The organism is Modestobacter sp. SYSU DS0511, from assembly GCF_054050755.1.
On the sequence record NZ_JBJGZY010000013.1, the window covers coordinates 69,320 to 89,069 of the forward strand.

The following is a 19,750-nucleotide window of genomic DNA, read 5'->3' on the forward strand; positions in this document are numbered from 1 at the left end:
CGAGTGGTGGGGGGCACCGGGGTCCTGCTAGTGCCGGGTGGCCGCCGAGCCGGTCCCGGCCGGGTCGTCGGGCTCGGTGCCGACCTCCGGGCCCGAACCGGTGCCCGGCGTGCCCGCCGGGGCCATCGAGCGCAGCAGGATCTGGCTCACGTCGAGCACCTCGACGTGCTCCTTGGCCTCGCCGGCCTGCTTCTTGCTGGTGACCGCGTCGCTCAGCATGGTGATGCAGAACGGGCAGGCGGTGGAGATGACGTCGGGGTCGAGGTCGAGCGCCTCCTCGGTGCGCTCGACGTTGATCCGCTTGCCGATCTTCTCCTCCATCCACATCCGCGCCCCGCCGGCGCCGCAGCAGAAGCCGCGGTCCTTGCACCGGTGCATCTCCTGCGTCGACAGGCCCTGCACGGCGCCCAGCACCTCGCGCGGCGGGGTGTAGACCTTGTTGTGCCGGCCCAGGAAGCACGGGTCGTGGTAGGTGACCTTGCGGTCGACCGGGGTGACCGGGGTCAGCCGGCCGTCCTCGACCAGCTGGCCGAGCAGCTGGGTGTGGTGGACGACGTCGTAGTCGCCGCCGAGCTGCGGGTACTCCCGGCCGATCGAGTTGAAGCAGTGCGGGCAGGTGGCGACGATCTTCCGCCGCCCCGGCTCGCGGCCCTCGAAGACGGTGTTCAGCGTCTCGACGTTCTCGGCCGCCAGCTGCTGGAACAGGAACTCGTTGCCCATCCGGCGGGCCGGGTCGCCCGAGCAGGTCTCCCCGTTGCCGAGGACGGCGAACTCGACGCCGGCGATGTGCAGCAGCTCCGCGACGGCCTTGGTGACCTTCTTCGCGCGGTCGTCGATGGCGCCGGCGCAGCCGACCCAGAACAGGTACTCGACGTCGTCGGGGATCGTGCCGTCGACCTGCCGGACCGCGAAGTCCAGGTCCTTCATCCAGTCCTCGCGGACGGTGCCGCCCACGCCCCACGGGTTCCCGCGGTTCTCCAGGTTGCGCATCATCACGCCGGCCTCGGAGGGAAAGCTGGACTCGATCAGCGTTTGGTAGCGGCGCATGTCCATGATGTGGTCGACGTGCTCGATGTCGACCGGGCACTGCTCGACGCAGGCGCCGCAGCTGGTGCAGCTCCAGAGCACGTCGGGGTCGATGACCCCGCCCTCCTCCAACGTGCCGACCAGCGGGCGGTGCGCCTGGGCGTCGTTGGTGCCCTCGATCCGGGCGTAGCCCGACGCCCAGACCTGCTCGTCGCTGGCCTGCAGCGTCGAGTAGTCGGCGAAGTCGGGGGCGTTGTCCGACGCCTTGGTCGCGCCGGTCAGGTACGGGGCCTTGGCGTACAGGTGGTCCCGCAGGTCCATGATCACCATCTTCGGTGACAGGGGCTTGCCGGTGTTCCAGGCCGGGCACTGGCTCTGGCACCGCCCGCACTCGGTGCAGGTGGTGAAGTCCAGCATCCCCTTCCAGGTGAAGTCCTCGATCTTGCCGCGGCCGAAGACGTCGTCCTCGCCGGGGTCCTCGAAGTCGATCGGCACACCGTTCGAGGTCATCGCCGGCAGCGGGCCGAGCGCCTGGCCGCCGTCGTCCTCACGCTTGAAGTAGATGTTGAAGAAGGCGCTGAACCGGTGCCAGGCGACGCCCATGTTCAGCACCCGGGAGATGGTGATCAGCCAGACCAGGCTGACGGCGATCTTGACGAAGGCGACGGCGGACAGCAGGTCGGGACTCGCCGGCACGAGGTTCGCGAGCGCCCCGGAGACCGGGTGGGACCAGGCCGGCGCGTCGGTCAGATCGGCCGCGACCTTGATCGCGCGGATCAGCAGGATGCAGATGCCGATGGTGAGGACGACGGCCTCGACGAAGTAGCCGCGTCCCTCGTTGGACCCGGCGAACCGGCTCTGCCGCCCCTTCCGGCGCGGGTGGTCGAGCTGGCGCCGCACGATCAGGTACAGGATGCCCAGCACCGTGGCGGTGCCGATCAGGTCGACGAAGAGGTTCCACAGGGCCCACTCGCCGATCAGCGGGAGGTGCCACTCCGGGTTCCAGACCTCGCCGAACGCCTCGACCAGGGTGAGGAACAGGCCGTAGAACCCGATGAAGACGAACCAGTGGGCGACGCCGATGGCCGACCACTTGAGCATCCGGGTGTGGCCCAGTGACTCGACGGCCAGCGTCTTCAGCCGCGGGCCGACCGGGCCGGTGCGGTTCGGGTCGGGCTGGCCGGTGCGGAAGATCGCGAGCATCGCGCGGACCGCCTTGGTGGCGTAGACCACCGAGACGACCAGCAGGAGCACGGCCAGCGTGCCGAGGACGATCTGCAGCGGGCCCATGGGCTCCCTCTCGTGCGCGCGTGCGGGCGTCGCCGCCCACCCGGGACCGACGTTGACCGGGTGAGGCCACGCTACCGGCGGTGACCCGGCGCCCCAGGGCCGCCGCGACGACGTTCCCGCGGGCGCGTCCTCTTCTCACCGGACTACTACGCATGGTGCACTAGCGCGTGCCGCCGGCGGGGCGGGCGGAGGAGGTGGCGGGGTGGACGCCAGTCAGCTGCTCAAGGGCGTGCTGGACGTCGCGGTGCTCGCGGTGGTGCGGGATGCCGACGGCTACGGCTACGACGTGGTGCGCCGGCTGCGCACCGCCGGTCTCGAGGACGTCGGGGACGCCTCGGTCTACGGCACGCTGCGCCGGCTCTACCAGGCCGGGGCGCTGACCTCCTACGTCGTCCCCAGCGACGAGGGGCCGCACCGGAAGTACTACGCGATCAACGACAGGGGACGTTCGGTGCTCGAGGACTCGACCAAGACGTGGCGGACCTTCGTCGACGCCGTCGACCACGTGCTGGCCCGGACGGTGGCGGCGTGACCGCGCCCGCGGCCCCCGGCTCCTCCCGCGCCCCCGCCCGTGACCTCACCCGCGAGGCGCAGAACTACCTGGTGGCGGTCGAGTGCGAGCTGAGCGACCTGCCGGCCGAGGAGCGCGGGGACCTGCTGGAGGACCTGGAGCAGCACCTGGCCTCGCTGGTCGAGGAGGAGGAGGGCGACGACCGCCCGCTCGACGTGCGGCTGGGGTCGCCGGTGGTCTACGCCGCCGAGCTGCGGGCCGCCGCCGGGCTCCCGCCGCGCGGCGGGGCCCAGTCGTCGCCGGACCGCGTCGCGCAGCTGCGCCGCTGGCTGGCCCGGGCGCAGGCGCACCCGCTGGCCGGGGAGGTGCGCCGCCTGTTGCTGGAGCTCCGGCCCGCCTGGTGGGTGCTCCGCGGCTACCTGCTGGTCGCGGTGCCGGCCGCCGTCTCCGGCGACTGGGACTTCCCGTTCCCCCGACCGCTGGGCAGCGAGGCGCTCGGCGTCCTGCTGGTGCCGGCGGCGATCGCGGGCTCGGTCTGGCTCGGCCGCCGCGAGTTGTCGCCTCGCCTGCGGGTGCCGGTCGTCGCCGGCGGCGCCCTCCTCGGCCTGCTCGGGTTCGTCGCCGTGGTCGACGCGTCCCCGGGCCCGTCGGTCGAGTACGGGTACGTGTCCGACTACGGGTACCCCGCTCCGGGCCAGGAGCGGGCCGTCGGGCAGTACCCGCTGGTGTCCCGGTACGGCCCGGTGACCGACGTCCTGCCCTACGGCGCGGACGGGACGCCGCTGGAGGGGGTGCTCCTCTACGACCAGGACGGCCGCCCGCTCGAGGTCGGCTTCCAGGAGTGGTGGATCGACGGGTGCACCCGGGAGCTGCGCCAGCCGCTGGCCGCCGACGGGGTGCCGGTGCCGAACGTGTTCCCCCAGCAGTACGTGCTGGACGGCTCCGGTACCGGCCTGGACGGGGCGCCGGTGCCCCTCGGGGCCTGCGACGCCACCGTGCAGCGCCCGGACGTGCCGTTGCCGCAGTTCCCGGCGGACCCGTCGGTGCCGGAGGCCCCGACCGCCGACTGACCCGGCCGCTGCCCCGGGATCAGGTGGGCTGATCATGCGGGCTCCTGGCTCAGTCCCCACCGTGAGCCAGGAGCACGCACGCTGAGCCAGGACGGCGGTTGTCCACAGCCGGACGGCGGTCACCCCCGCGGGCGGCCCCGCTGACGCCACGCTCACCTGCATGCACCCGGTCCTCCGTGACGCCGCCGGCCGCCAGTGGGGCGCGTTCACCGCCGCCGACGTCCGTCGCGCCGGCCTCGATCCGAGCGACGTCCAGTCCGCGCTGCGCAGAGGGGAGTGGGACCGGCTCCGCCGCGGGGTTTACGTGGAGCGGGCGGTCCTCCAGGACGCCGCCCGGTGGGGTGACGCGGCGCGGCACCGGCTCGACTGCGCCGCCGTCCTGCTGTGTCTGGGCGGCCGGCCGGCGGTGAGCCACGCCTCGGCCGCGCGCCTGGCGTCGCTGGTGGTCCCGGCCGGCCTGCCGTCCCTCGTGCAGCTCACCGACGAGGAGCAGTGGCGTCGCGGGCGCGGCTACACGGTGATGCGCGCCCGGTTGCCGGCCCACCACCTCCGCGCGGACGGACCGTTCCGGCTGACCGGGCCCGCCCGGACGCTGGTGGACTGCGGCCGCGAATGGGCCCTGGAGGACGCCGTCGTGGCGATGGACGCCGCCCTGCACTCCGGCGTCGTCACCGCGGCCGAGCTGCGGGCGGCGGTGCTGGACGCCACCCACTGGTACGGCATCGGCGGGGCCGCGCGCGCCGCGGGGCTCGCGGACGGCCGCGCGGAGTCGCCGTTGGAGACGCGTGGCCGGCTGGCGCTGCTGGGCAGCGGTCTCCCCGCGCCCGAACTGCAGGTCGAGCTGCACGGGCCGCAGGGCTTCGTGGCCCGGGTCGACGCCTGGTACGACGACGCCGCGGTGGCGATCGAGTTCGACGGCCGGGTGAAGTACGAGGACCCGCGGGGTGGTCGGACGCCGGCGCAGGTGCTCTGGGAGGAGAAGCGCCGGGAGGATGCCGCACGCGACCTCGGCGCGCGCTTCGTGCGGGTCGCGCAGGCGGACCTCGGCGCCGGCTGGCCACCCGTGGCGGAGCGGGTTCGGCTGCTGCTGGCGACTCGGCTGCCCGACCCCCGGCGGTTCCGGGTGGTGCGGGCGCCGGTCGAACGTCGCGCACCGGCCTGACGCGCTGCGGCTGTCGTCCGGGCTCACCGCCCGTGCTCCTGGCTCAGGTCCGGAGGTGAGCCAGGAGCACGCACGATCAGGTCACCTGATCCCGGGGGCGGATCGGGGCCCCCGGGAACACAGGGGCGGGGCCTGCCGTTACGGTGGGCAGGAAAGTTGAGCGGACCGCGCGCAAGGCGCTCCCGGCGGAGCCGGTGACCCGGCGTCGTCGGTCCCTCGGCTCTCTCCAGACCTGCACCACCCACCAGCACAGAGGAGACGCCCCCATGGCACGAGCGGTCGGTATCGACTTGGGCACCACCAACTCCGTCGTCGCGGTCCTCGAGGGCGGCGAGCCCACGGTCATCGCGAACTCCGAGGGCTCCCGCACCACCCCGTCGGTCGTCGCGTTCGCCAAGAACGGCGAGGTCCTGGTCGGGCAGTCGGCCAAGAACCAGGCGGTCACCAACGTCGACCGCACGATCCGCAGCGTCAAGCGCGAGATCGGCACGACCTGGAAGACCGGCGACATCGACGGCAAGCAGTACACCCCGCAGGAGATCAGCGCGCGGGTGCTGCAGAAGCTGAAGCGCGACGCCGAGACCTACCTGGGCGAGCCGGTCACCGAGGCGGTCATCACCGTCCCGGCGTACTTCGAGGACGCTCAGCGCCAGGCCACCAAGGAGGCCGGTGAGATCGCCGGCCTGAACGTGCTCCGCATCGTCAACGAGCCGACCGCGGCCGCGCTGGCCTACGGCCTGGACAAGGGCGAGACCGAGCAGACCATCCTGGTCTTCGACCTCGGTGGTGGCACCTTCGACGTCTCGCTGCTGGAGATCGGCGACGGCGTCATCGAGGTCAAGGCGACCGCCGGTGACAACCAGCTCGGCGGTGACGACTGGGACGAGCGGATCGTCAAGCACCTGGTGCAGACGTTCAACGCGCAGACCGGCATCGACCTGGCCAAGGACAAGCTGGCCATGCAGCGGCTCCGTGAGGCGGCCGAGAAGGCCAAGATCGAGCTGTCCGGCGCGCAGTCGACGAACGTCAACCTGCCCTACATCACCGCCGGCGCCGAGGGTCCGCTGCACCTGGACGTGACGATCACCCGGGCGGAGTTCCAGCGGCTGACCCAGGACCTGCTGGACCGGACCAAGGCCCCGTTCAACCAGGCCATCCGGGACGCCGGGGTCTCCGTCGCCGACATCGACCACGTCGTCCTCGTCGGTGGCTCGACCCGCATGCCGGCCGTCACCGAGCTCGTCCGTGAGCTGACCGGGGGCAAGGAGCCCAACAAGGGCGTCAACCCCGACGAGGTCGTCGCCGTCGGCGCCGCCCTGCAGGCCGGCGTGCTCCGTGGCGAGGTCAAGGACGTCCTGCTGCTCGACGTCACCCCGCTGTCCCTGGGCATCGAGACCAAGGGCGGCATCATGACCAAGCTCATCGAGCGCAACACCACGATCCCGACCAAGCGCAGCGAGATCTTCACGACGGCCGACGACAACCAGCCGTCCGTGCAGATCCAGGTGTTCCAGGGTGAGCGCGAGATGGCCGCCTACAACAAGAAGCTCGGCATGTTCGAGCTGACCGGTCTGCCGCCGGCGCCTCGCGGTGTCCCGCAGATCGAGGTGGCCTTCGACATCGACGCGAACGGCATCGTGCACGTGTCCGCCAAGGACCTCGGCACGGGCAAGGAGCAGTCGATGACGATCACCGGTGGGTCGGCCCTGCCCAAGGACGACATCGAGCGCATGATGCGCGACGCCGAGGCCCACGCCGAGGAGGACAAGCGCCGCCGCGACGAGGCCGAGACCCGCAACCTCGCCGAGTCGCTGCAGTACCAGACCGAGAAGTTCCTGGCCGAGAACGGCGACAAGATCCCGGCCGACAAGAAGGACGAGCTGGGTGAGGCCCTGAGCGAGCTCCGCTCCGCCCTCGGTGGCTCGGACGTCGCCGCGATCAAGACCGCCCAGGAGAAGGTCGCCCGGGTCTCCCAGGAGGTCGGTGGCGCGCTCTACGCCCAGGCGCAGGCCGACGGTGCCGGGGCCGGTGCCGCCGGTGACGGCTTCGCCGGGGCGACCGGTGAGCCGGGTGCGGACGGTTCGACCGGGTCTACCGCCTCGGCCAGCGACGACGACGTCGTCGACGCGGAGATCGTGGACGAGGACACCGACAAGCGGTGACGACCCCGGCTGCGTGCCGGCCCGTCGGCCCGGGGAACCGGGCCGGCGAGCTCGGGAGGGAGCCATGAGCCAGCAGGACGAGCAGGCGCCGCGGGTCGTCATCCGCGACCGGCGGCGCATCGACCCGACCAGCGGCGCGGTCCGCGAGCCGGCCGGCGAGCAGCCGGCCGGCTCCGCGGCCGCGCAGGGAGAGCAGATGAGCGAGCAGAACGAGGAGGCGGCCCCGGTCGCCGAGCAGACCGACGTCCCGGCCGGTGACATCGGCGGGGACCAGGGCCGGGACCAGGGCGGGGACCAGGGCGGGGACACCGCCCGCCAGCTGGCCGAGCGGACCGAGGACCTGCAGCGGGTGACCGCGGAGTACGCCAACTACCGGCGCCGCGTGGACCGGGACCGGGTGCTGGTGATCGACCAGGCGGCCGAGAAGTTCGCCGGGCAGCTGTTCCCGATCGTCGACGACATCGAGCGGGCGCGGGACCACGGCGACCTGACCGGCGCGTTCAAGGTCGTCGCCGACCGGGTGCTCGGGCTGCTCGACGGCCTGGGCGTGGAGTCCTTCGGCAAGCCCGGGGACCCGTTCGACCCGGCACTGCACGAAGCGGTGCTGCACGACACCTCCCCTGACGTCAGCGAGCCGACCGCCACCACGGTGCTGCGTCCGGGCTTCCGCCGTGGTGACCGGGTGCTGCGCACGGCGATGGTCGGCGTGACCGAGCCGGAGTCCCCGGCACCGGAGACCCAGGTGACGGCCGAGGCCGACCAGCCGGACACCGACCCGGCCGACCGCTGAGCGCACACCCGCTGCCGGTCCGGCGCCCCCGACCCGGGCGCCGGACCGGCCCGACCACAGGACAGCAGAGAGGAGGCGCCCGATGAGCAGCACCCGGGACTTCATCGAGAAGGACTACTACGCGGCCCTGGGCGTCCCCAAGGACGCCGACGCCGCGGCGATCAAGAAGGCGTACCGCCAGCTGGCCCGGGAGCTGCACCCGGACAAGAACCCCGGCAACACCCAGGCCGAGATCCGCTTCAAGGAGGTCTCCGAGGCCTACGACGTGCTGTCGGACCCCAAGCGGCGGTCCGAGTACGACGAGGCCCGCCGGCTGTTCGGCTCCGGCGGATTCCGCCCCGGGAGCGGCGGCGGCCCGGGCTTCCGCGGGGGGTTCCCGGGAGGTGCGGGTGGCGCTGGGCAGCCGTTCGACCTCGGCGACCTGTTCGGGGGCGCGGGTGCGCCCGGTCCGGGTGGCCGCGCCGGTGGGTTGGGCGACCTCTTCGGTGGCCTGTTCACCGGTGGCGCCCCCGGTGCCGGCACCCGGAGCCGGCAGCAGGCGGCCTCGGGTCCGGCCCGCGGTCAGGACGTCGAGACGGAGGCGACCCTCGCCTTCGACGAGGCCGTCCTCGGGGTCACCGTGCCCCTGCGGATGCAGAGCCCCGGCACCTGCCCGACCTGCAGCGGCAGCGGCGCGAAGCCCGGCACCAGTCCGCACACCTGCCCGGTCTGCAACGGCGCCGGCGTGACCAGCCGCAGCCAGGGCGCGTTCGCCTTCTCCGAGCCCTGCCGCGAGTGCCGGGGCACCGGCTCGGTGGTCGACGACCCGTGCGCGACCTGCTCCGGCAGCGGGGTCACCAACCAGACCCGGACGATCACCGTCCGGATTCCCGCCGGGGTCAAGGACGGGCAGCGCATCCGGCTGGCGGGCAAGGGTGCGCCCGGACGCCGCGGCGGCCCGGCCGGCGACCTGTTCGTCGTCGTCCACGTCAGCGGGCACGACCTGTTCGGCCGCAGCGGCCAGGACCTCACGCTCACCGTGCCGGTCTCCTTCGCCGAGGCCGCCCTCGGCACGACCCTCACCGTGCCGACGCTGGACGGCTCGGTGTCGCTGAAGGTTCCCGCCGGCACGGCCAGCGGCCGGACCTTCCGGGTCCGTGGTCGCGGCGTGCCCGGCAAGGGCTCCGCCGGCGACCTGCTGGTGACCGTCGAGGTCGCGGTGCCGCAGCGGCTGACGCCCGGCGCCCGTGAGGCGATCGAGAAGCTCGCCGCCGAGCTGCCCGACGACCCCCGGCCGGAGGTCACCGCCGCCCTGCGCCGCGGAGCCCCCCGGTGACCGGGCCCGCCTTCCCCGAGGACGCCCCGGTGTTCGTCATCTCGGTGGCCGCGGAGCTGGCCGGCATGCACGCCCAGACGCTGCGCCAGTACGACCGGCTCGGCCTGGTCAGCCCGGGGCGCACCGCGGGCGGGGGGCGCCGGTACAGCCCGCGGGACGTCGCGCTGCTGCGCGAGGTGCAGCGGCTCAGCCAGGAGGACGGCGTCAACCTGGCCGGGATCAAGCGGATCATCGAGCTGGAGTCCCAGGTCGAGGCGCTGCAGACCCGGGTCGGGGAGCTGCTGGAGGAGCTCCAGGTCGCCGAGTCCCGGCGGATCGCCGCGGAGTCCGCGGTGGCCGCCACCTACCGGCGGGACCTGGTGCCACGCACGGCCGGCTCCGCGCTGGTCATCTGGCGGCCCGGCCAGAACTGAGTGCACGGCCGGATGGGTCCCGATGGGAACGTTGAGTCGATCCCGGACGTGGGACACGATGTGACCGTGGACAGCGAGTTGGACAGCCACCAGGCGTACGTGCACCTGGAGCGTGAGGTCGCCCTGTTGCTGCGGCGCTCCCGCGCCATCCAGGGGCGGTTGGGCAGCCAGCTCCACCACGACCTCGACGGCGCCGCGTACGGGCTGCTGGTGCTGCTCGACGATGCCGGGCCGCTGCGCGCGAGCGACGTCGTCGCCAAGCTCGGGCTGGACAAGAGCACGGTCAGCCGCCAGGTCGCCTCGCTGGTCGACCTCGGGCTGGTCGACCGGGCCGCCGACCCCGACGACGGGCGCGCCCAGGTGCTGTCGATCTCGGCCGAGGGCCACCGCCGGCTCAGCGAGCTGCGCGACGCCCGTCGCGCGCGCTGGGAGGCCGACCTGTCCGACTGGGCCACCTCCGACGTCGCCACGCTGGCCGAGCTGCTCGGCCGGCTCAACCGCATCGGTGAGGCTCGCGAGGCCGAGGCAACCGCCGACTGATCCTGTCCCCGGAGTGCCCTCCACCGGCCTGAGCGCCGGCAAGATGGCAGCGGCGCCCCACCCTTCGCCCGCCGGCGTCGCCACCGGCTCGGCCGGCCGCTCGGAGGCGAGGTCGCCGGTGCGGTGACGGCCGTTCCGCGGTCTGCTGTCGCCGCGGACCCGCCCCGGCCCCCGGCCAGCAGCCCCTCGGGTCACCCGCCCCGCCCCCGGCCACCCGCCCCGGCCCCCGGCCAGCCGCCCCCCTCGCCACCCCCCCCGGCCACCCGCCGGCACCCGGGCGGCTTGGCCCGGACCCCGCGCGACGACGGTTGCGGCCTTCCTCTCCCTGGTGTCCCACCCGGGAGAGCACCCTCACAGCTGAATCACGTTGCATGCTCCAACCAACCGGCGCAAGATGCTTGCTGTCTGCACAGGACGACGAGCGAGGCGACGGGGGGCGGGGCGTGCACATCACCCGGGACACCTCCCAGCGGCTGACCGCCGGCCTGGCCCGGTTGCTGCGCACCACGCGCCAGCTCGGCCACCGCGTGGCCGCTGACCTCTACGGCGACCTGCCCTCCTTCGGCTGGGCGGTGCTCGCCCCACTCGAGGAGCACGGCCCTCAGCGCTGCAGCTCGCTCGCCGGGTACGCCGGCGTCGACGTCTCGGTCGCCAGCCGGCAGGTCGCCGCGCTGGAGCGTGCCGGGTACGTGGCGCGCCGTCCCGACCCGCAGGACGGCCGGGCGAGCCTGATCAGCCTCAGCGACGCCGGGGTCGCCGCGCTCGCCCACACCCGCGACGTCCGCAGCCAGTGGGCGCTCAGTGCCCTCGACGACTGGACCGAGGACGAGGCCCGCGCGTTCACCCGCTCGCTGGAGAGGCTCGCCGACGGCCTGGACCGGGCCGGTCGCCCGTCCACCCCGCTCCACCCCGGCGCCGATCCGGCGACCCCGCCCCTCCCCACCGCACCACCGCAGCACCCTCAGGAGACCCGCGCATGAGCACCCCTGCCCCGACCCGGCCCGCGGCCGGCCCCGCCCCCGCCGCCGAGGCGCCGGTCCAGCAGCAGGGCCGGATGACCCACCGGCAGGTGCTCTCCGCGTTGTCGGGGATGTTGCTGGCGATGTTCGTCGCCTTCCTGTCCTCGACCGTGGTCTCCAACGCCCTGCCGACGATCATCACCGAGCTGCGCGGCTCGCAGAGCCAGTACACGTGGGTGGTCACCGCCACCCTGCTGGCCTCCACGGCGTCCACCCCGATCTGGGGCAAGCTCGCGGACCTGTTCAGCAAGAAGCTGCTGATCCAGATCGCGATCGTGGTCTTCATCGTCGGCTCGATGCTGGCGGGGCTGGCGCAGTCGGTGCCCACGCTGATCGGCTGGCGGGTGCTCCAGGGCCTGGGCCTCGGCGGCCTGCAGGCGCTCGTGCAGATCGCCATGGCCGCGATGATCAGCCCGCGGGAGCGCGGCCGGTACTCCGGCCTGCTGGGCTCGGTGATGGCGGTGGCCACCGTCGGTGGGCCGCTCATCGGTGGCCTGCTGGTGGACACCAGCTGGCTGGGCTGGCGCTACTGCTTCTTCGTCGGCGTTCCGTTCGCGGCCGCTGCGCTGGTGCTCCTGCAGCGCACGCTGCACCTGCCGGTCACCAGGCGTGACGTGTCGATCGACTACCTCGGCGCGGCCTTCCTGACCGCGGGCGTCTCGGCCCTGCTGATCTGGGTCACCCTGGCCGGGGACGGCTTCGCCTGGGCCTCGCTGGAGAGCGCGCTGTTCGTCGCCGGCGGCGTCCTGGCGATCGTCGCCTTCGTCGTCACCGAGCTGCGGGCCAAGGAGCCGATCGTGCCGCTGCGGCTCTTCCGTGACCGCACCACCACCCTGGCGATCATCGCCAGCGTCGCGATCGGTGTGGCGATGTTCGGCTCGACGGTCTTCCTCGGCCAGTACCTGCAGATCTCCCGGGGCTACTCGCCCACCGCAGCCGGGCTGCTCACCATCCCGATGGTCGGCGGCCTGCTGGTCTCCTCCACCGTCTCCGGGATCCTGATCACCCGCACCGGCAAGTGGAAGCGCTACCTGGTGGCCGGCTCCCTGCTGGTCGCGATCGGGTTCGGGCTGCTGGCGACCATCGACCACGCCACGAACATGGTGGTGCTCGGGGTGTTCCTCGCCGTGCTCGGCATCGGCATCGGGATGACCATGCAGAACCTGGTGCTCGCCGTGCAGAACACCGTCGCGGCCACCGACCTGGGTGCGGCCAGCTCCGCCGTCGCCTTCTTCCGCAGCCTGGGCGGCACGATCGGTGTCTCGGTGCTGGGCGCGGTGCTCTCCACCCGCGTCGGTGACCTGATCCAGCGGGGTCTGGCGAACGTCCCCGGTGCGGCGGAGGCCGCCGGGTCAGGTGACGTCGGGCTCGCCGACCTCGCCGACGCCCCGGCGCCGATCCGTGAGCTGATCGCGGTCTCCTACGGGGACGCCACCGGGCGGATCTTCTTCATCGCCGCCGCCCTGTCGCTGGTCACCATCGCCGCGATCGTGGCCATCCGGGAGGTCGCGCTGCGCACCGAGACCGGGGACGAGCGGCTGCGCACCGAGTCCGCGGGCGGTGGGTCGGCCGGCGACGTCACCGCCGAGGTCGACCAGCAGCTGGCCGACGCCGGCACGGGCACCACTCGCCGCTGACCCGCACGTCACGAAGGCCCGCCTCCCCGATCAGGGAGGCGGGCCATCGCGACATGATGGAACGGCCCCCTCGCAGGGTCCCGCCGCGAGCTCGCGAGTGGCGGGGGGCGAGGGGGTCCTTGCTCAGACGAGCGAGGCGTCCAGGCTGATGTCGACCGCGGACAGCGCCTTGCTCACCGGGCAGCCGGCCTTCGCGGCCTGCGCGGCCTGCTGGAAGCCGTCGGCGTCCAGGCCGCCCACCTCGCCGCGCACGGTCAGCTTGACCGTGGTGATCGTCGGTGCGCCGTCGACCTGGCCCAGCGTGACGTCGGCGGTGACCTCGAGCGACTCGGTGGTGCCGCCGGCCTTGCCGATCTCGCTCGACAGGGCCATCGCGAAGCAGGACGAGTGGGCCGCGGCGATGAGCTCCTCGGGGCTGGTGGTGCCCCCGGCCTCGTCGGCGGCGCGCTTGGGGAAGCTGACGTCGTAGGTGCCGACCTTCGAGCTGCTCAGCTCGACCTGGCCGGAGCCCTCCTGCAGCGAGCCGTTCCAGGCGGTGCGTGCGGTACGAGTGGGCACGGGGCCTCCTTGTGTGGACGGTGCCCACCGCGCGGGTGCGGTGGGAGGTGTCACCTGATCCTGCCGAGCACAACCGTGCGCACCAGGCGGGATTCCCGCCACCGGAGAGGGAGGCCCTCGTCCGGCCTCTCCGCAGGGGCCCGCCCCGAGCCCGCGAGCGGTGGGGAGCCCGGTTCCCTCGCAGGGGAGCGAGGGGGTCCTTCATCAGGCGGGGACGTCGGCCCGCGGTCCGGTGACCCGGTCGGTGATCAGGCGCAGCTGGCCCTTGAGGGCGTCGAACTCCTGCTGGTCCAGCGCGAGCGCGTCGATCATCTCGGCGGAGATCGAGCAGGCAGGGCCCTGCAGGGCGCGGCCCTTCTCGGTCAGCCGCACCGACACCGAGCGCTCGTCGTCGGCCCGCCGGTGGCGGGTGACGAGGCCGGCGGTGGTGAGGCGCTTGAGCAGCGGCGAGAGGGTGCCGGAGTCCAGCGCGAGCCGGGACCCCAGTTGACCCACGGTCTGCCCGTCCTCCTCCCACAGCAGCATCAGGACGAGGTACTGGGGATAGGTGACCCCCAGCTCGTCGAGCATGGGCCGGTACCGCGCGGTGACCGCGCGGGAGGCCGCGTACAGGGCGAAGCAGAGCTGGTCGTCGAGAGCGACGCTCGGCGACGGGGTGTCCGTCATGCCCACAGAGTAGGGCGCCACAGGGTCGGAGTCGGTTGTGTGACTCATCTCGGTGGCCCGCAGGGGTGGAAGTGGTGCCAGAGGCGAACCTCCCGTGCCGTGGGTGGTGCGCCACTGGACGACCGAGGTTGAGTGGAACAGACTCAACTCCCGGTCCGTTGGACCGCGCGAGCACGACTCCCACACGAGAGGACGCGACACCCGACCATGCAGAGCAAGCTCACCACCCGTGCGCAGGAGGCGGTCGCCGCCGCACAGCGACTGGCGGTCGACCGCGGCCAGGCCGCCCTGGAGCCGCTGCACCTGCTGGTCGCCCTGCTCGAGCAGACCGACGGCATCGCCGGCCCGCTGCTGCAGGCGGCCGGTGCCGACCCCGCCGATGTCCGCGCCAAGGCCGACGCCGCGCTGCGCCGCATGCCCAGCGTCAGCGGCGCCACGGTGGCCGCGCCGTCGCCGTCCCGGGAGCTGCTCCGGGCGATCAACGCCGCCGGCGAGCAGGCCAGCGCCCTGGGCGACGAGTACGTCTCCACCGAGCACCTGCTGGTGGGGCTGGCCACCACCGAGGGCGAGGCCGGTGCGGTGCTGGCCAGCGCGGGGGCGACCCGCGATGCCCTGCTGGCCGCCTTCCGCACCGTGCGCGGCACCCGCAAGATCACCAGCCCCGACCCGGAGAGCACCTTCCAGGCGCTGGAGAAGTACGCCGTCGACCTCACCCAGCGGGCCCGCGACGGGCGGATCGACCCGGTCATCGGCCGGGACACCGAGATCCGCCGCGTGGTGCAGGTGCTGTCCCGGCGCACCAAGAACAACCCGGTGCTGATCGGTGAGCCCGGCGTCGGCAAGACCGCCATCGTCGAGGGCCTGGCCCAGCGGATCGTCGCCGGCGACGTCCCGGAGAGCCTCAAGGGCAAGCGGCTGATGGCGCTGGACCTGGGTGCGATGGTGGCCGGCGCCAAGTACCGCGGCGAGTTCGAGGAGCGGCTCAAGGCCGTGCTGCAGGAGATCACCGAGGCCGAGGGGCAGGTGATCACCTTCATCGACGAGCTGCACACCATCGTCGGCGCCGGTGCGACAGGCGACTCCGCGATGGACGCCGGCAACATGATCAAGCCGATGCTCGCCCGCGGTGAGCTGCGGATGGTCGGCGCCACCACGCTCGACGAGTACCGCGAGCACATCGAGAAGGACGCGGCGCTGGAGCGCCGGTTCCAGCAGGTGCTCGTCGGCGAGCCGAGCGTGCCGGACACCATCGGGATCCTGCGCGGCCTCAAGGAGCGGTACGAGGTGCACCACGGCGTCCGGATCACCGACGCCGCCATCGTCGCCGCCGCCACCCTCTCCGACCGCTACGTCACGGCCCGCTTCCTCCCCGACAAGGCGATCGACCTGGTCGACGAGGCCGCCAGCCGGCTGCGCATGGAGATCGACAGCCGACCGGTGGAGGTCGACGAGGTCGAGCGCGCCGTGCGCCGGATGGAGATCGAGGAGATGGCGCTGGCCAAGGAGGACGACCCGTCCTCGGTCGAGCGGCTGGCCGCGCTGCGCAGCGAGCTGGCCGACCGGCGCCAGGAGCTGGACGAGCTGACCGCCCGCTGGCAGCAGGACAAGACGGCCATCGACCGGATCCAGCGCACCAAGGAGGAGCTGGAGGCCGCGCGGCTGGAGGCCGAGCGGGCCGAGCGGGACGGCGACCTGGCGCGCGCCGCCGAGCTCCGCTACGGCCGGATGCCCCAGCTGGAGCGCGACCTGACCGCGGCCGAGGCGTCGGCGGCCGCCCGGGAGTCGATGCTCAAGGAGGAGGTCGGCCCCGACGACATCGCCGAGGTCGTGCAGGCCTGGACCGGCATCCCCGCCGGCCGGCTGCTGGAGGGGGAGACCCAGAAGCTGCTGCGGATGGAGGAGGACCTCGCCCAGCGGGTCGTCGGCCAGCCGGACGCCGTCCGGGCCGTCGCCGACGCCGTCCGCCGCTCGCGCTCCGGTGTCGCCGACCCGGACCGGCCCACCGGGTCGTTCCTGTTCCTCGGCCCCACCGGCGTCGGCAAGACCGAGCTGGCGAAGGCGCTGGCGGAGCTCCTGTTCGACGACGAGCGGGCGATGGTCCGCATCGACATGAGCGAGTACTCCGAGAAGCACTCGGTGGCCCGCCTGGTCGGGGCCCCGCCCGGCTACGTCGGGTACGAGGCCGGTGGCCAGCTCACCGAGGCCGTCCGGCGCCGGCCCTACACCGTCGTCCTGCTCGACGAGGTGGAGAAGGCCCACGCCGACGTCTTCGACATGCTGCTGCAGGTGCTCGACGACGGCCGGCTGACCGACGGGCAGGGGCGCACGGTCGACTTCCGCAACACCCTGCTGATCCTCACCTCCAACCTGGGGTCGCAGGTCATCGCCGACCAGTCGGTGCCCGAGGACGCGCGGCGCCGGGCCGTGATGGACGTCGTCCGGGCGCACTTCAAGCCGGAGTTCCTCAACCGGCTCGACGACGTGGTGATGTTCCGGGCCCTGGGCTCGGAGGAGCTGGCCGGCATCGTCGACATCCAGGTGGGCGTGCTCGCCCGCCGGCTGGCGGCCCGCCGGCTCACCCTGCGGGTCACCGACGCCGCGCGGGAGTGGCTGGCGCTCAACGGGTTCGACCCGGTCTACGGCGCCCGGCCGCTGCGCCGGCTGGTGCAGTCGGCGATCGGCGACCAGCTGGCCCGGGCGCTGCTGTCCGGGGAGATCCACGACGGTGACGAGGTCGTCGTCGACTGGCCGGCCGACGTGGCCGAGGGCGACGCCGGGCTGTCGGTCACCCGCGGCTGACGAAGGACCCCGTCCTCCTCACCCCTCGCGAGCTCGGGGTGAGCCTCTGGACGGGGCCGGGGGGCTGTGGACGACGGCCGCGCGGATCGACCTCGCCGCCCTACCGTCCGGTCCTGCCCCGCGGCGCACCCGGCGTCGCGGCGAACGGGAGGACCGGCGATGGGGACAGCGGAGCACACGACCGGGCACACCCTGCAGGCGGCGCGGTGGGTGATCCGCATCGGTCGGGTGGAGTGGGCGCTGCTGGCGGTCGCCGCGGCGTGGTCGCTGGTCCTGGTGGCGGTGACCGCCTCGCCGGTCGCGCTCGTCGTGCCGCTGGGGCTGGCGGCGCTGGCCACGCTCTGGGGCATCGTCGTCCGGGCCTTCGAGCGGCACCGGCCGTGGGCGTGGTGGGTGCTCCTCGCCGCCGGCGTGGTCACGCTGGTCACCGGCCTGCTGTCCCCGGAGCCGGGTCTGCTCGCCGCCGGCGGGGGCGTCGTCGCCGTCGTACGGGTGCTCCTGCTGCTGCACCCGGACAGCCGGGCGTGGGTCGCCCCGGCCCCGTGGGCCTATCAGGAGCCCCGGTCCCGAGCCGGGGCTCCACCGTGCCGCCGGGCGCGTGAGCGTGCCGACACCGTCCGGATGGTCGAAGATCACGAGTGACCGAGGCGCCACCGCGCCCACACCGCTCGCACGAGGAGCCGTCATGACGTCAGGACCGCAGGACCCGCAGCAGGGTGGCTGGGGCCCGCCGCCCGGACAGGGCCCGGAGGGCCAGGGCTCGCCGGGGCAGGGGCAGGGCGGCTGGGGTGCGCCCGGCCAGGGCCAGCAGGGCCAGCAGGGCGGCTGGGGTGCGCCCGGCCAGGGCCAGCCGGGTGGCTGGGGACCGCCGCCCGGACAGGGCGGCCAGCCGCAGTACGGCTCCTACGGCCAGGGGGGTGGCTACCCGGCCGCGCCCGGGGGCTGGGACGCCGGCGCCCCGGTCGAGCAGCAGCCCCAGCCCAGCACCGTCCGGTTCGGCCTCGGTGCCTTCCTGGCCAGCGCGCTGATCAACCTCATCAGCCTGCTGATCAGCTTCACCGACCTCGACGAGGCCCGGCGCGTGGCCGCCGAGGAGTCGGGGCTCACCCCCGAGCAGGTCGACGCGGTCGTCACCGGGACGATCGTGGTCACGCTGGTGCTGATCGCGGCGTTCCTGCTCGTCATCTGGTTCGCCTGGCAGGGCCACAACTGGGCGCGCATCGTGCTGTTCGTGCTCGGCGGGATCAACGTGCTGTTCGGGTTGCTGGGCGCGGGCGTCGGCCTGAGCTTCCTGGGCCTGTTCCACCTGGTGCTGTTGGTCGTCGGCATCGTGCTGCTGGCCAACAAGCAGTCCAGCGAGTGGTACCGGTCGGAGACCAGGCGGCGGGCGCTCCGCTGACGGCGGGCGCCGCCCCGGGCACTCCCCGGGGCGGCGACCGGGCGGCCGGTGCTCAGCCCTGCCGGCGTGCCGCCGGCAGCAGCCAGTCGGTCGTCGTCCGGACGAGCAGGCTGGTGGCCGCCGCCGCGCAGAGCACCACGAGGAGCAGCGCGAACGGGCTCAGCCCGCCGGCGGTGACCATCGAGACCAGGGTCAGCGCGCCGAGGAACAGCACGCCCAGCAGGCCGATCCAGCGGGCCCACGGCCGTCGCCGGGGCAGGAACAGGGCGGCCGCGCCGCAGAGCAGCCCCACGAGCACGTCCCGGGTCAGACCGATGAGCACGAACTGCTCCACCTCCGACCGGGCGAGGTCCGGCTGGGCGTCGAGGAAGCCGTCGACGATGGTGTCCCGCACGGCCCAGGTGACCACGCCGCTGAGGAGCAGCAGCACCGACAGCGCGGCCAGCAGGCCGACGGCCACCTTGACCGACACCGGCATCAGCGGGCGGTCGGCGGAGGTGCCTGCGGAACGGGACGGTGGGTCGGCGCTCACCCGGTCAGCCTGGCACGCCGGGACCACCACGAGCCGCTGACCTCCCGGTGCAGCGGTGGTCGGGATGCGATGCTCCACGACCAGTGCCCCCCGACGACCGGATCGGGCCGGCGCCGCAGCACCGCAGAGGAGAACCCGTGAAGGCCACCGGGCCGACCCGACCCGCCGCACGACCCGCCGTACGACCACGGGCCGGTGCCCTCGCCGTGGCCCTGGTCGGCGGCCTGCTGGTCCTGGCGACCGCCTGCAGCACCGAGGACGGCGACGACGGCGGCCCGGCCGCTGCCGGCAGCGCCTCCGCGGCGACCACCTCCGCGGCCACGACCTCGGAGTCGGCCGGTGCGCCCACCGGCGCCTCCGCCGGTACGCCCGTGGGGCCGGCCTGCGCCGGCCTGCCGGCCGAGGGCCCGGGCAGCGTGCCGGCAAGCGCCGGCCTGCCCGCGGCCACCGCGATCAGCCAGAGCCCGCTGCTGACCACCCTGACCCAGGCGGTCGTCACCGCCAACCTGGTCGACGTCCTGAACACCCGGCAGGAGGTCACCGTGCTCGCGCCGGCCGACACCGCCTTCGGTGCGCTCGGCCCGGACGCGCTCCCGCAGCTGCAGGCCGACGTCCCGCGGCTCACCGCGCTGCTCACCCACCACGTGCTGCCGGGCCGGCTCGGACCGGACGAGCTGGCCGGCGAGCACACCACGCTCCTCGGTGACCGGGTCACGATCACCGGCAGTGGTGCGGAGGTGTCGGTGGCGGCGGAGGAGACGGTGGCCGGGGCGTCACCGGCGACCCTGCTGTGCGGGCCGCTGCAGACGGCGAACGCGACCGTCTACGTCATCGACCAGGTGCTCGCACCGGCTCAGTAGG

18 protein-coding genes are annotated in these 19,750 nt (G+C 73.8%); 14 read left to right on the top strand and 4 right to left on the bottom strand.

Features of this window, described 5'->3' with window-relative positions:
* Positions 1-27 precede the first annotated feature (27 nt).
* Positions 28-2,316, bottom strand: a complete 2,289-nt coding sequence (locus ACI783_RS08815; protein ID WP_457140095.1) for a (Fe-S)-binding protein — start codon at positions 2,314-2,316, stop codon at positions 28-30.
* A 202-nt stretch (positions 2,317-2,518) separates the two neighbouring features.
* On the opposite strand from ACI783_RS08815, the gene ACI783_RS08820 reads away from it, so the two are divergent.
* From ACI783_RS08820 to ACI783_RS08865, 10 genes are all read left to right on the top strand, one after another.
* A complete protein-coding gene (locus ACI783_RS08820; protein ID WP_457140096.1) occupies positions 2,519-2,848 on the top strand; it encodes a PadR family transcriptional regulator in 330 nt (109 codons plus the stop codon).
* On the top strand, positions 2,845-3,897 hold the full coding sequence (locus ACI783_RS08825; protein ID WP_457140097.1) for an HAAS signaling domain-containing protein: 1,053 nt from the start codon (positions 2,845-2,847) through the stop codon (positions 3,895-3,897). Before ACI783_RS08820 ends, ACI783_RS08825 begins: the two co-directional genes overlap by 4 nt.
* Positions 3,898-4,057: 160 nt before the next feature.
* Positions 4,058-5,059 carry a type IV toxin-antitoxin system AbiEi family antitoxin domain-containing protein gene (locus tag ACI783_RS08830; protein WP_457140098.1) on the top strand — a complete coding sequence of 334 codons (1,002 nt, stop codon included), beginning with the start codon at positions 4,058-4,060 and terminating at the stop codon, positions 5,057-5,059.
* Positions 5,060-5,325: 266 nt separating this feature from the next.
* Positions 5,326-7,221, top strand: a complete 1,896-nt coding sequence (dnaK, locus tag ACI783_RS08835) for a molecular chaperone DnaK (protein WP_457140099.1) — start codon at positions 5,326-5,328, stop codon at positions 7,219-7,221.
* Positions 7,222-7,285: 64 nt separating this feature from the next.
* Positions 7,286-8,011, top strand: coding sequence for a nucleotide exchange factor GrpE (gene grpE, locus ACI783_RS08840; protein ID WP_457140100.1), 726 nt, complete (start codon positions 7,286-7,288; stop codon positions 8,009-8,011).
* Positions 8,012-8,093: 82 nt separating this feature from the next.
* The gene (dnaJ, locus tag ACI783_RS08845) at positions 8,094-9,326 is read left to right on the top strand and encodes a molecular chaperone DnaJ (RefSeq protein ID WP_457140101.1); all 1,233 of its coding nucleotides are present in this window, start codon (positions 8,094-8,096) and stop codon (positions 9,324-9,326) included.
* Entirely contained in the window at positions 9,323-9,739 is a 417-nt protein-coding gene (locus ACI783_RS08850; RefSeq protein WP_457140102.1) for a heat shock protein transcriptional repressor HspR, read from the top strand. Before dnaJ ends, ACI783_RS08850 begins: the two co-directional genes overlap by 4 nt.
* A gap of 66 nt (positions 9,740-9,805) precedes the next feature.
* The gene (locus ACI783_RS08855; protein WP_457079842.1) at positions 9,806-10,279 is read left to right on the top strand and encodes a MarR family winged helix-turn-helix transcriptional regulator; all 474 of its coding nucleotides are present in this window, start codon (positions 9,806-9,808) and stop codon (positions 10,277-10,279) included.
* A gap of 443 nt (positions 10,280-10,722) precedes the next feature.
* Positions 10,723-11,259: a MarR family winged helix-turn-helix transcriptional regulator gene (locus ACI783_RS08860; RefSeq protein ID WP_457140103.1), complete on the top strand. Its 537-nt coding sequence runs from the start codon at positions 10,723-10,725 to the stop codon at positions 11,257-11,259.
* Positions 11,256-12,935, top strand: a complete 1,680-nt coding sequence (locus ACI783_RS08865) for an MFS transporter (protein ID WP_457140104.1) — start codon at positions 11,256-11,258, stop codon at positions 12,933-12,935. Before ACI783_RS08860 ends, ACI783_RS08865 begins: the two co-directional genes overlap by 4 nt.
* A gap of 123 nt (positions 12,936-13,058) precedes the next feature.
* On the opposite strand, the gene ACI783_RS08870 is transcribed toward ACI783_RS08865, so the two are convergent.
* Both ACI783_RS08870 and ACI783_RS08875 read right to left on the bottom strand, forming a co-directional pair.
* Complete coding sequence (locus tag ACI783_RS08870) at positions 13,059-13,493, bottom strand: OsmC family peroxiredoxin (protein WP_457079835.1); 435 nt, start codon at positions 13,491-13,493, stop codon at positions 13,059-13,061.
* Between the two features lie 204 nt (positions 13,494-13,697).
* On the bottom strand, positions 13,698-14,159 hold the full coding sequence (locus ACI783_RS08875) for a MarR family winged helix-turn-helix transcriptional regulator (RefSeq protein ID WP_457140105.1): 462 nt from the start codon (positions 14,157-14,159) through the stop codon (positions 13,698-13,700).
* A 207-nt stretch (positions 14,160-14,366) separates the two neighbouring features.
* Between ACI783_RS08875 and clpB the strand changes: the two genes are divergently transcribed.
* The 3 genes from clpB to ACI783_RS08890 all read left to right on the top strand — a co-directional run bounded on the left by clpB (position 14,367) and on the right by ACI783_RS08890 (position 18,357).
* Positions 14,367-16,958, top strand: a complete 2,592-nt coding sequence (gene clpB, locus ACI783_RS08880) for an ATP-dependent chaperone ClpB (protein WP_457140106.1) — start codon at positions 14,367-14,369, stop codon at positions 16,956-16,958.
* 159 nt (positions 16,959-17,117) lie between these two features.
* Entirely contained in the window at positions 17,118-17,600 is a 483-nt protein-coding gene (locus ACI783_RS08885; protein ID WP_457140107.1) for a hypothetical protein, read from the top strand.
* 43 nt (positions 17,601-17,643) lie between these two features.
* A complete protein-coding gene (locus ACI783_RS08890) occupies positions 17,644-18,357 on the top strand; it encodes a hypothetical protein (protein WP_457140108.1) in 714 nt (237 codons plus the stop codon).
* A gap of 52 nt (positions 18,358-18,409) precedes the next feature.
* Here ACI783_RS08890 and ACI783_RS08895 read toward each other — a convergent pair whose 3' ends face one another.
* Positions 18,410-18,889, bottom strand: coding sequence for a hypothetical protein (locus ACI783_RS08895; protein ID WP_457140109.1), 480 nt, complete (start codon positions 18,887-18,889; stop codon positions 18,410-18,412).
* Positions 18,890-19,026: 137 nt separating this feature from the next.
* On the opposite strand from ACI783_RS08895, the gene ACI783_RS08900 reads away from it, so the two are divergent.
* Positions 19,027-19,749, top strand: coding sequence for a fasciclin domain-containing protein (locus ACI783_RS08900; protein ID WP_457140110.1), 723 nt, complete (start codon positions 19,027-19,029; stop codon positions 19,747-19,749).
* The last annotated feature ends 1 nt before the right edge of the window (position 19,750 follow it).

What these genes read in the sequence shown, in the direction of transcription:
- ACI783_RS08885 (WP_457140107.1), top strand. Translation starts at nt 17,118, where the DNA reads ATGGGGACAGCGGAGCACACGACCGGGCACACCCTGCAGGCGGCGCGG.
- dnaJ (WP_457140101.1), top strand. Translation starts at nt 8,094, where the DNA reads ATGAGCAGCACCCGGGACTTCATCGAGAAGGACTACTACGCGGCCCTG.
- ACI783_RS08890 (WP_457140108.1), top strand. Translation starts at nt 17,644, where the DNA reads ATGACGTCAGGACCGCAGGACCCGCAGCAGGGTGGCTGGGGCCCGCCG.
- ACI783_RS08830 (WP_457140098.1), top strand. Translation starts at nt 4,058, where the DNA reads ATGCACCCGGTCCTCCGTGACGCCGCCGGCCGCCAGTGGGGCGCGTTC.
- ACI783_RS08865 (WP_457140104.1), top strand. Translation starts at nt 11,256, where the DNA reads ATGAGCACCCCTGCCCCGACCCGGCCCGCGGCCGGCCCCGCCCCCGCC.
- clpB (WP_457140106.1), top strand. Translation starts at nt 14,367, where the DNA reads ATGCAGAGCAAGCTCACCACCCGTGCGCAGGAGGCGGTCGCCGCCGCA.
- dnaK (WP_457140099.1), top strand. Translation starts at nt 5,326, where the DNA reads ATGGCACGAGCGGTCGGTATCGACTTGGGCACCACCAACTCCGTCGTC.
- ACI783_RS08815 (WP_457140095.1), bottom strand. Translation starts at nt 2,316, where the DNA reads ATGGGCCCGCTGCAGATCGTCCTCGGCACGCTGGCCGTGCTCCTGCTG.
- grpE (WP_457140100.1), top strand. Translation starts at nt 7,286, where the DNA reads ATGAGCCAGCAGGACGAGCAGGCGCCGCGGGTCGTCATCCGCGACCGG.
- ACI783_RS08875 (WP_457140105.1), bottom strand. Translation starts at nt 14,159, where the DNA reads ATGACGGACACCCCGTCGCCGAGCGTCGCTCTCGACGACCAGCTCTGC.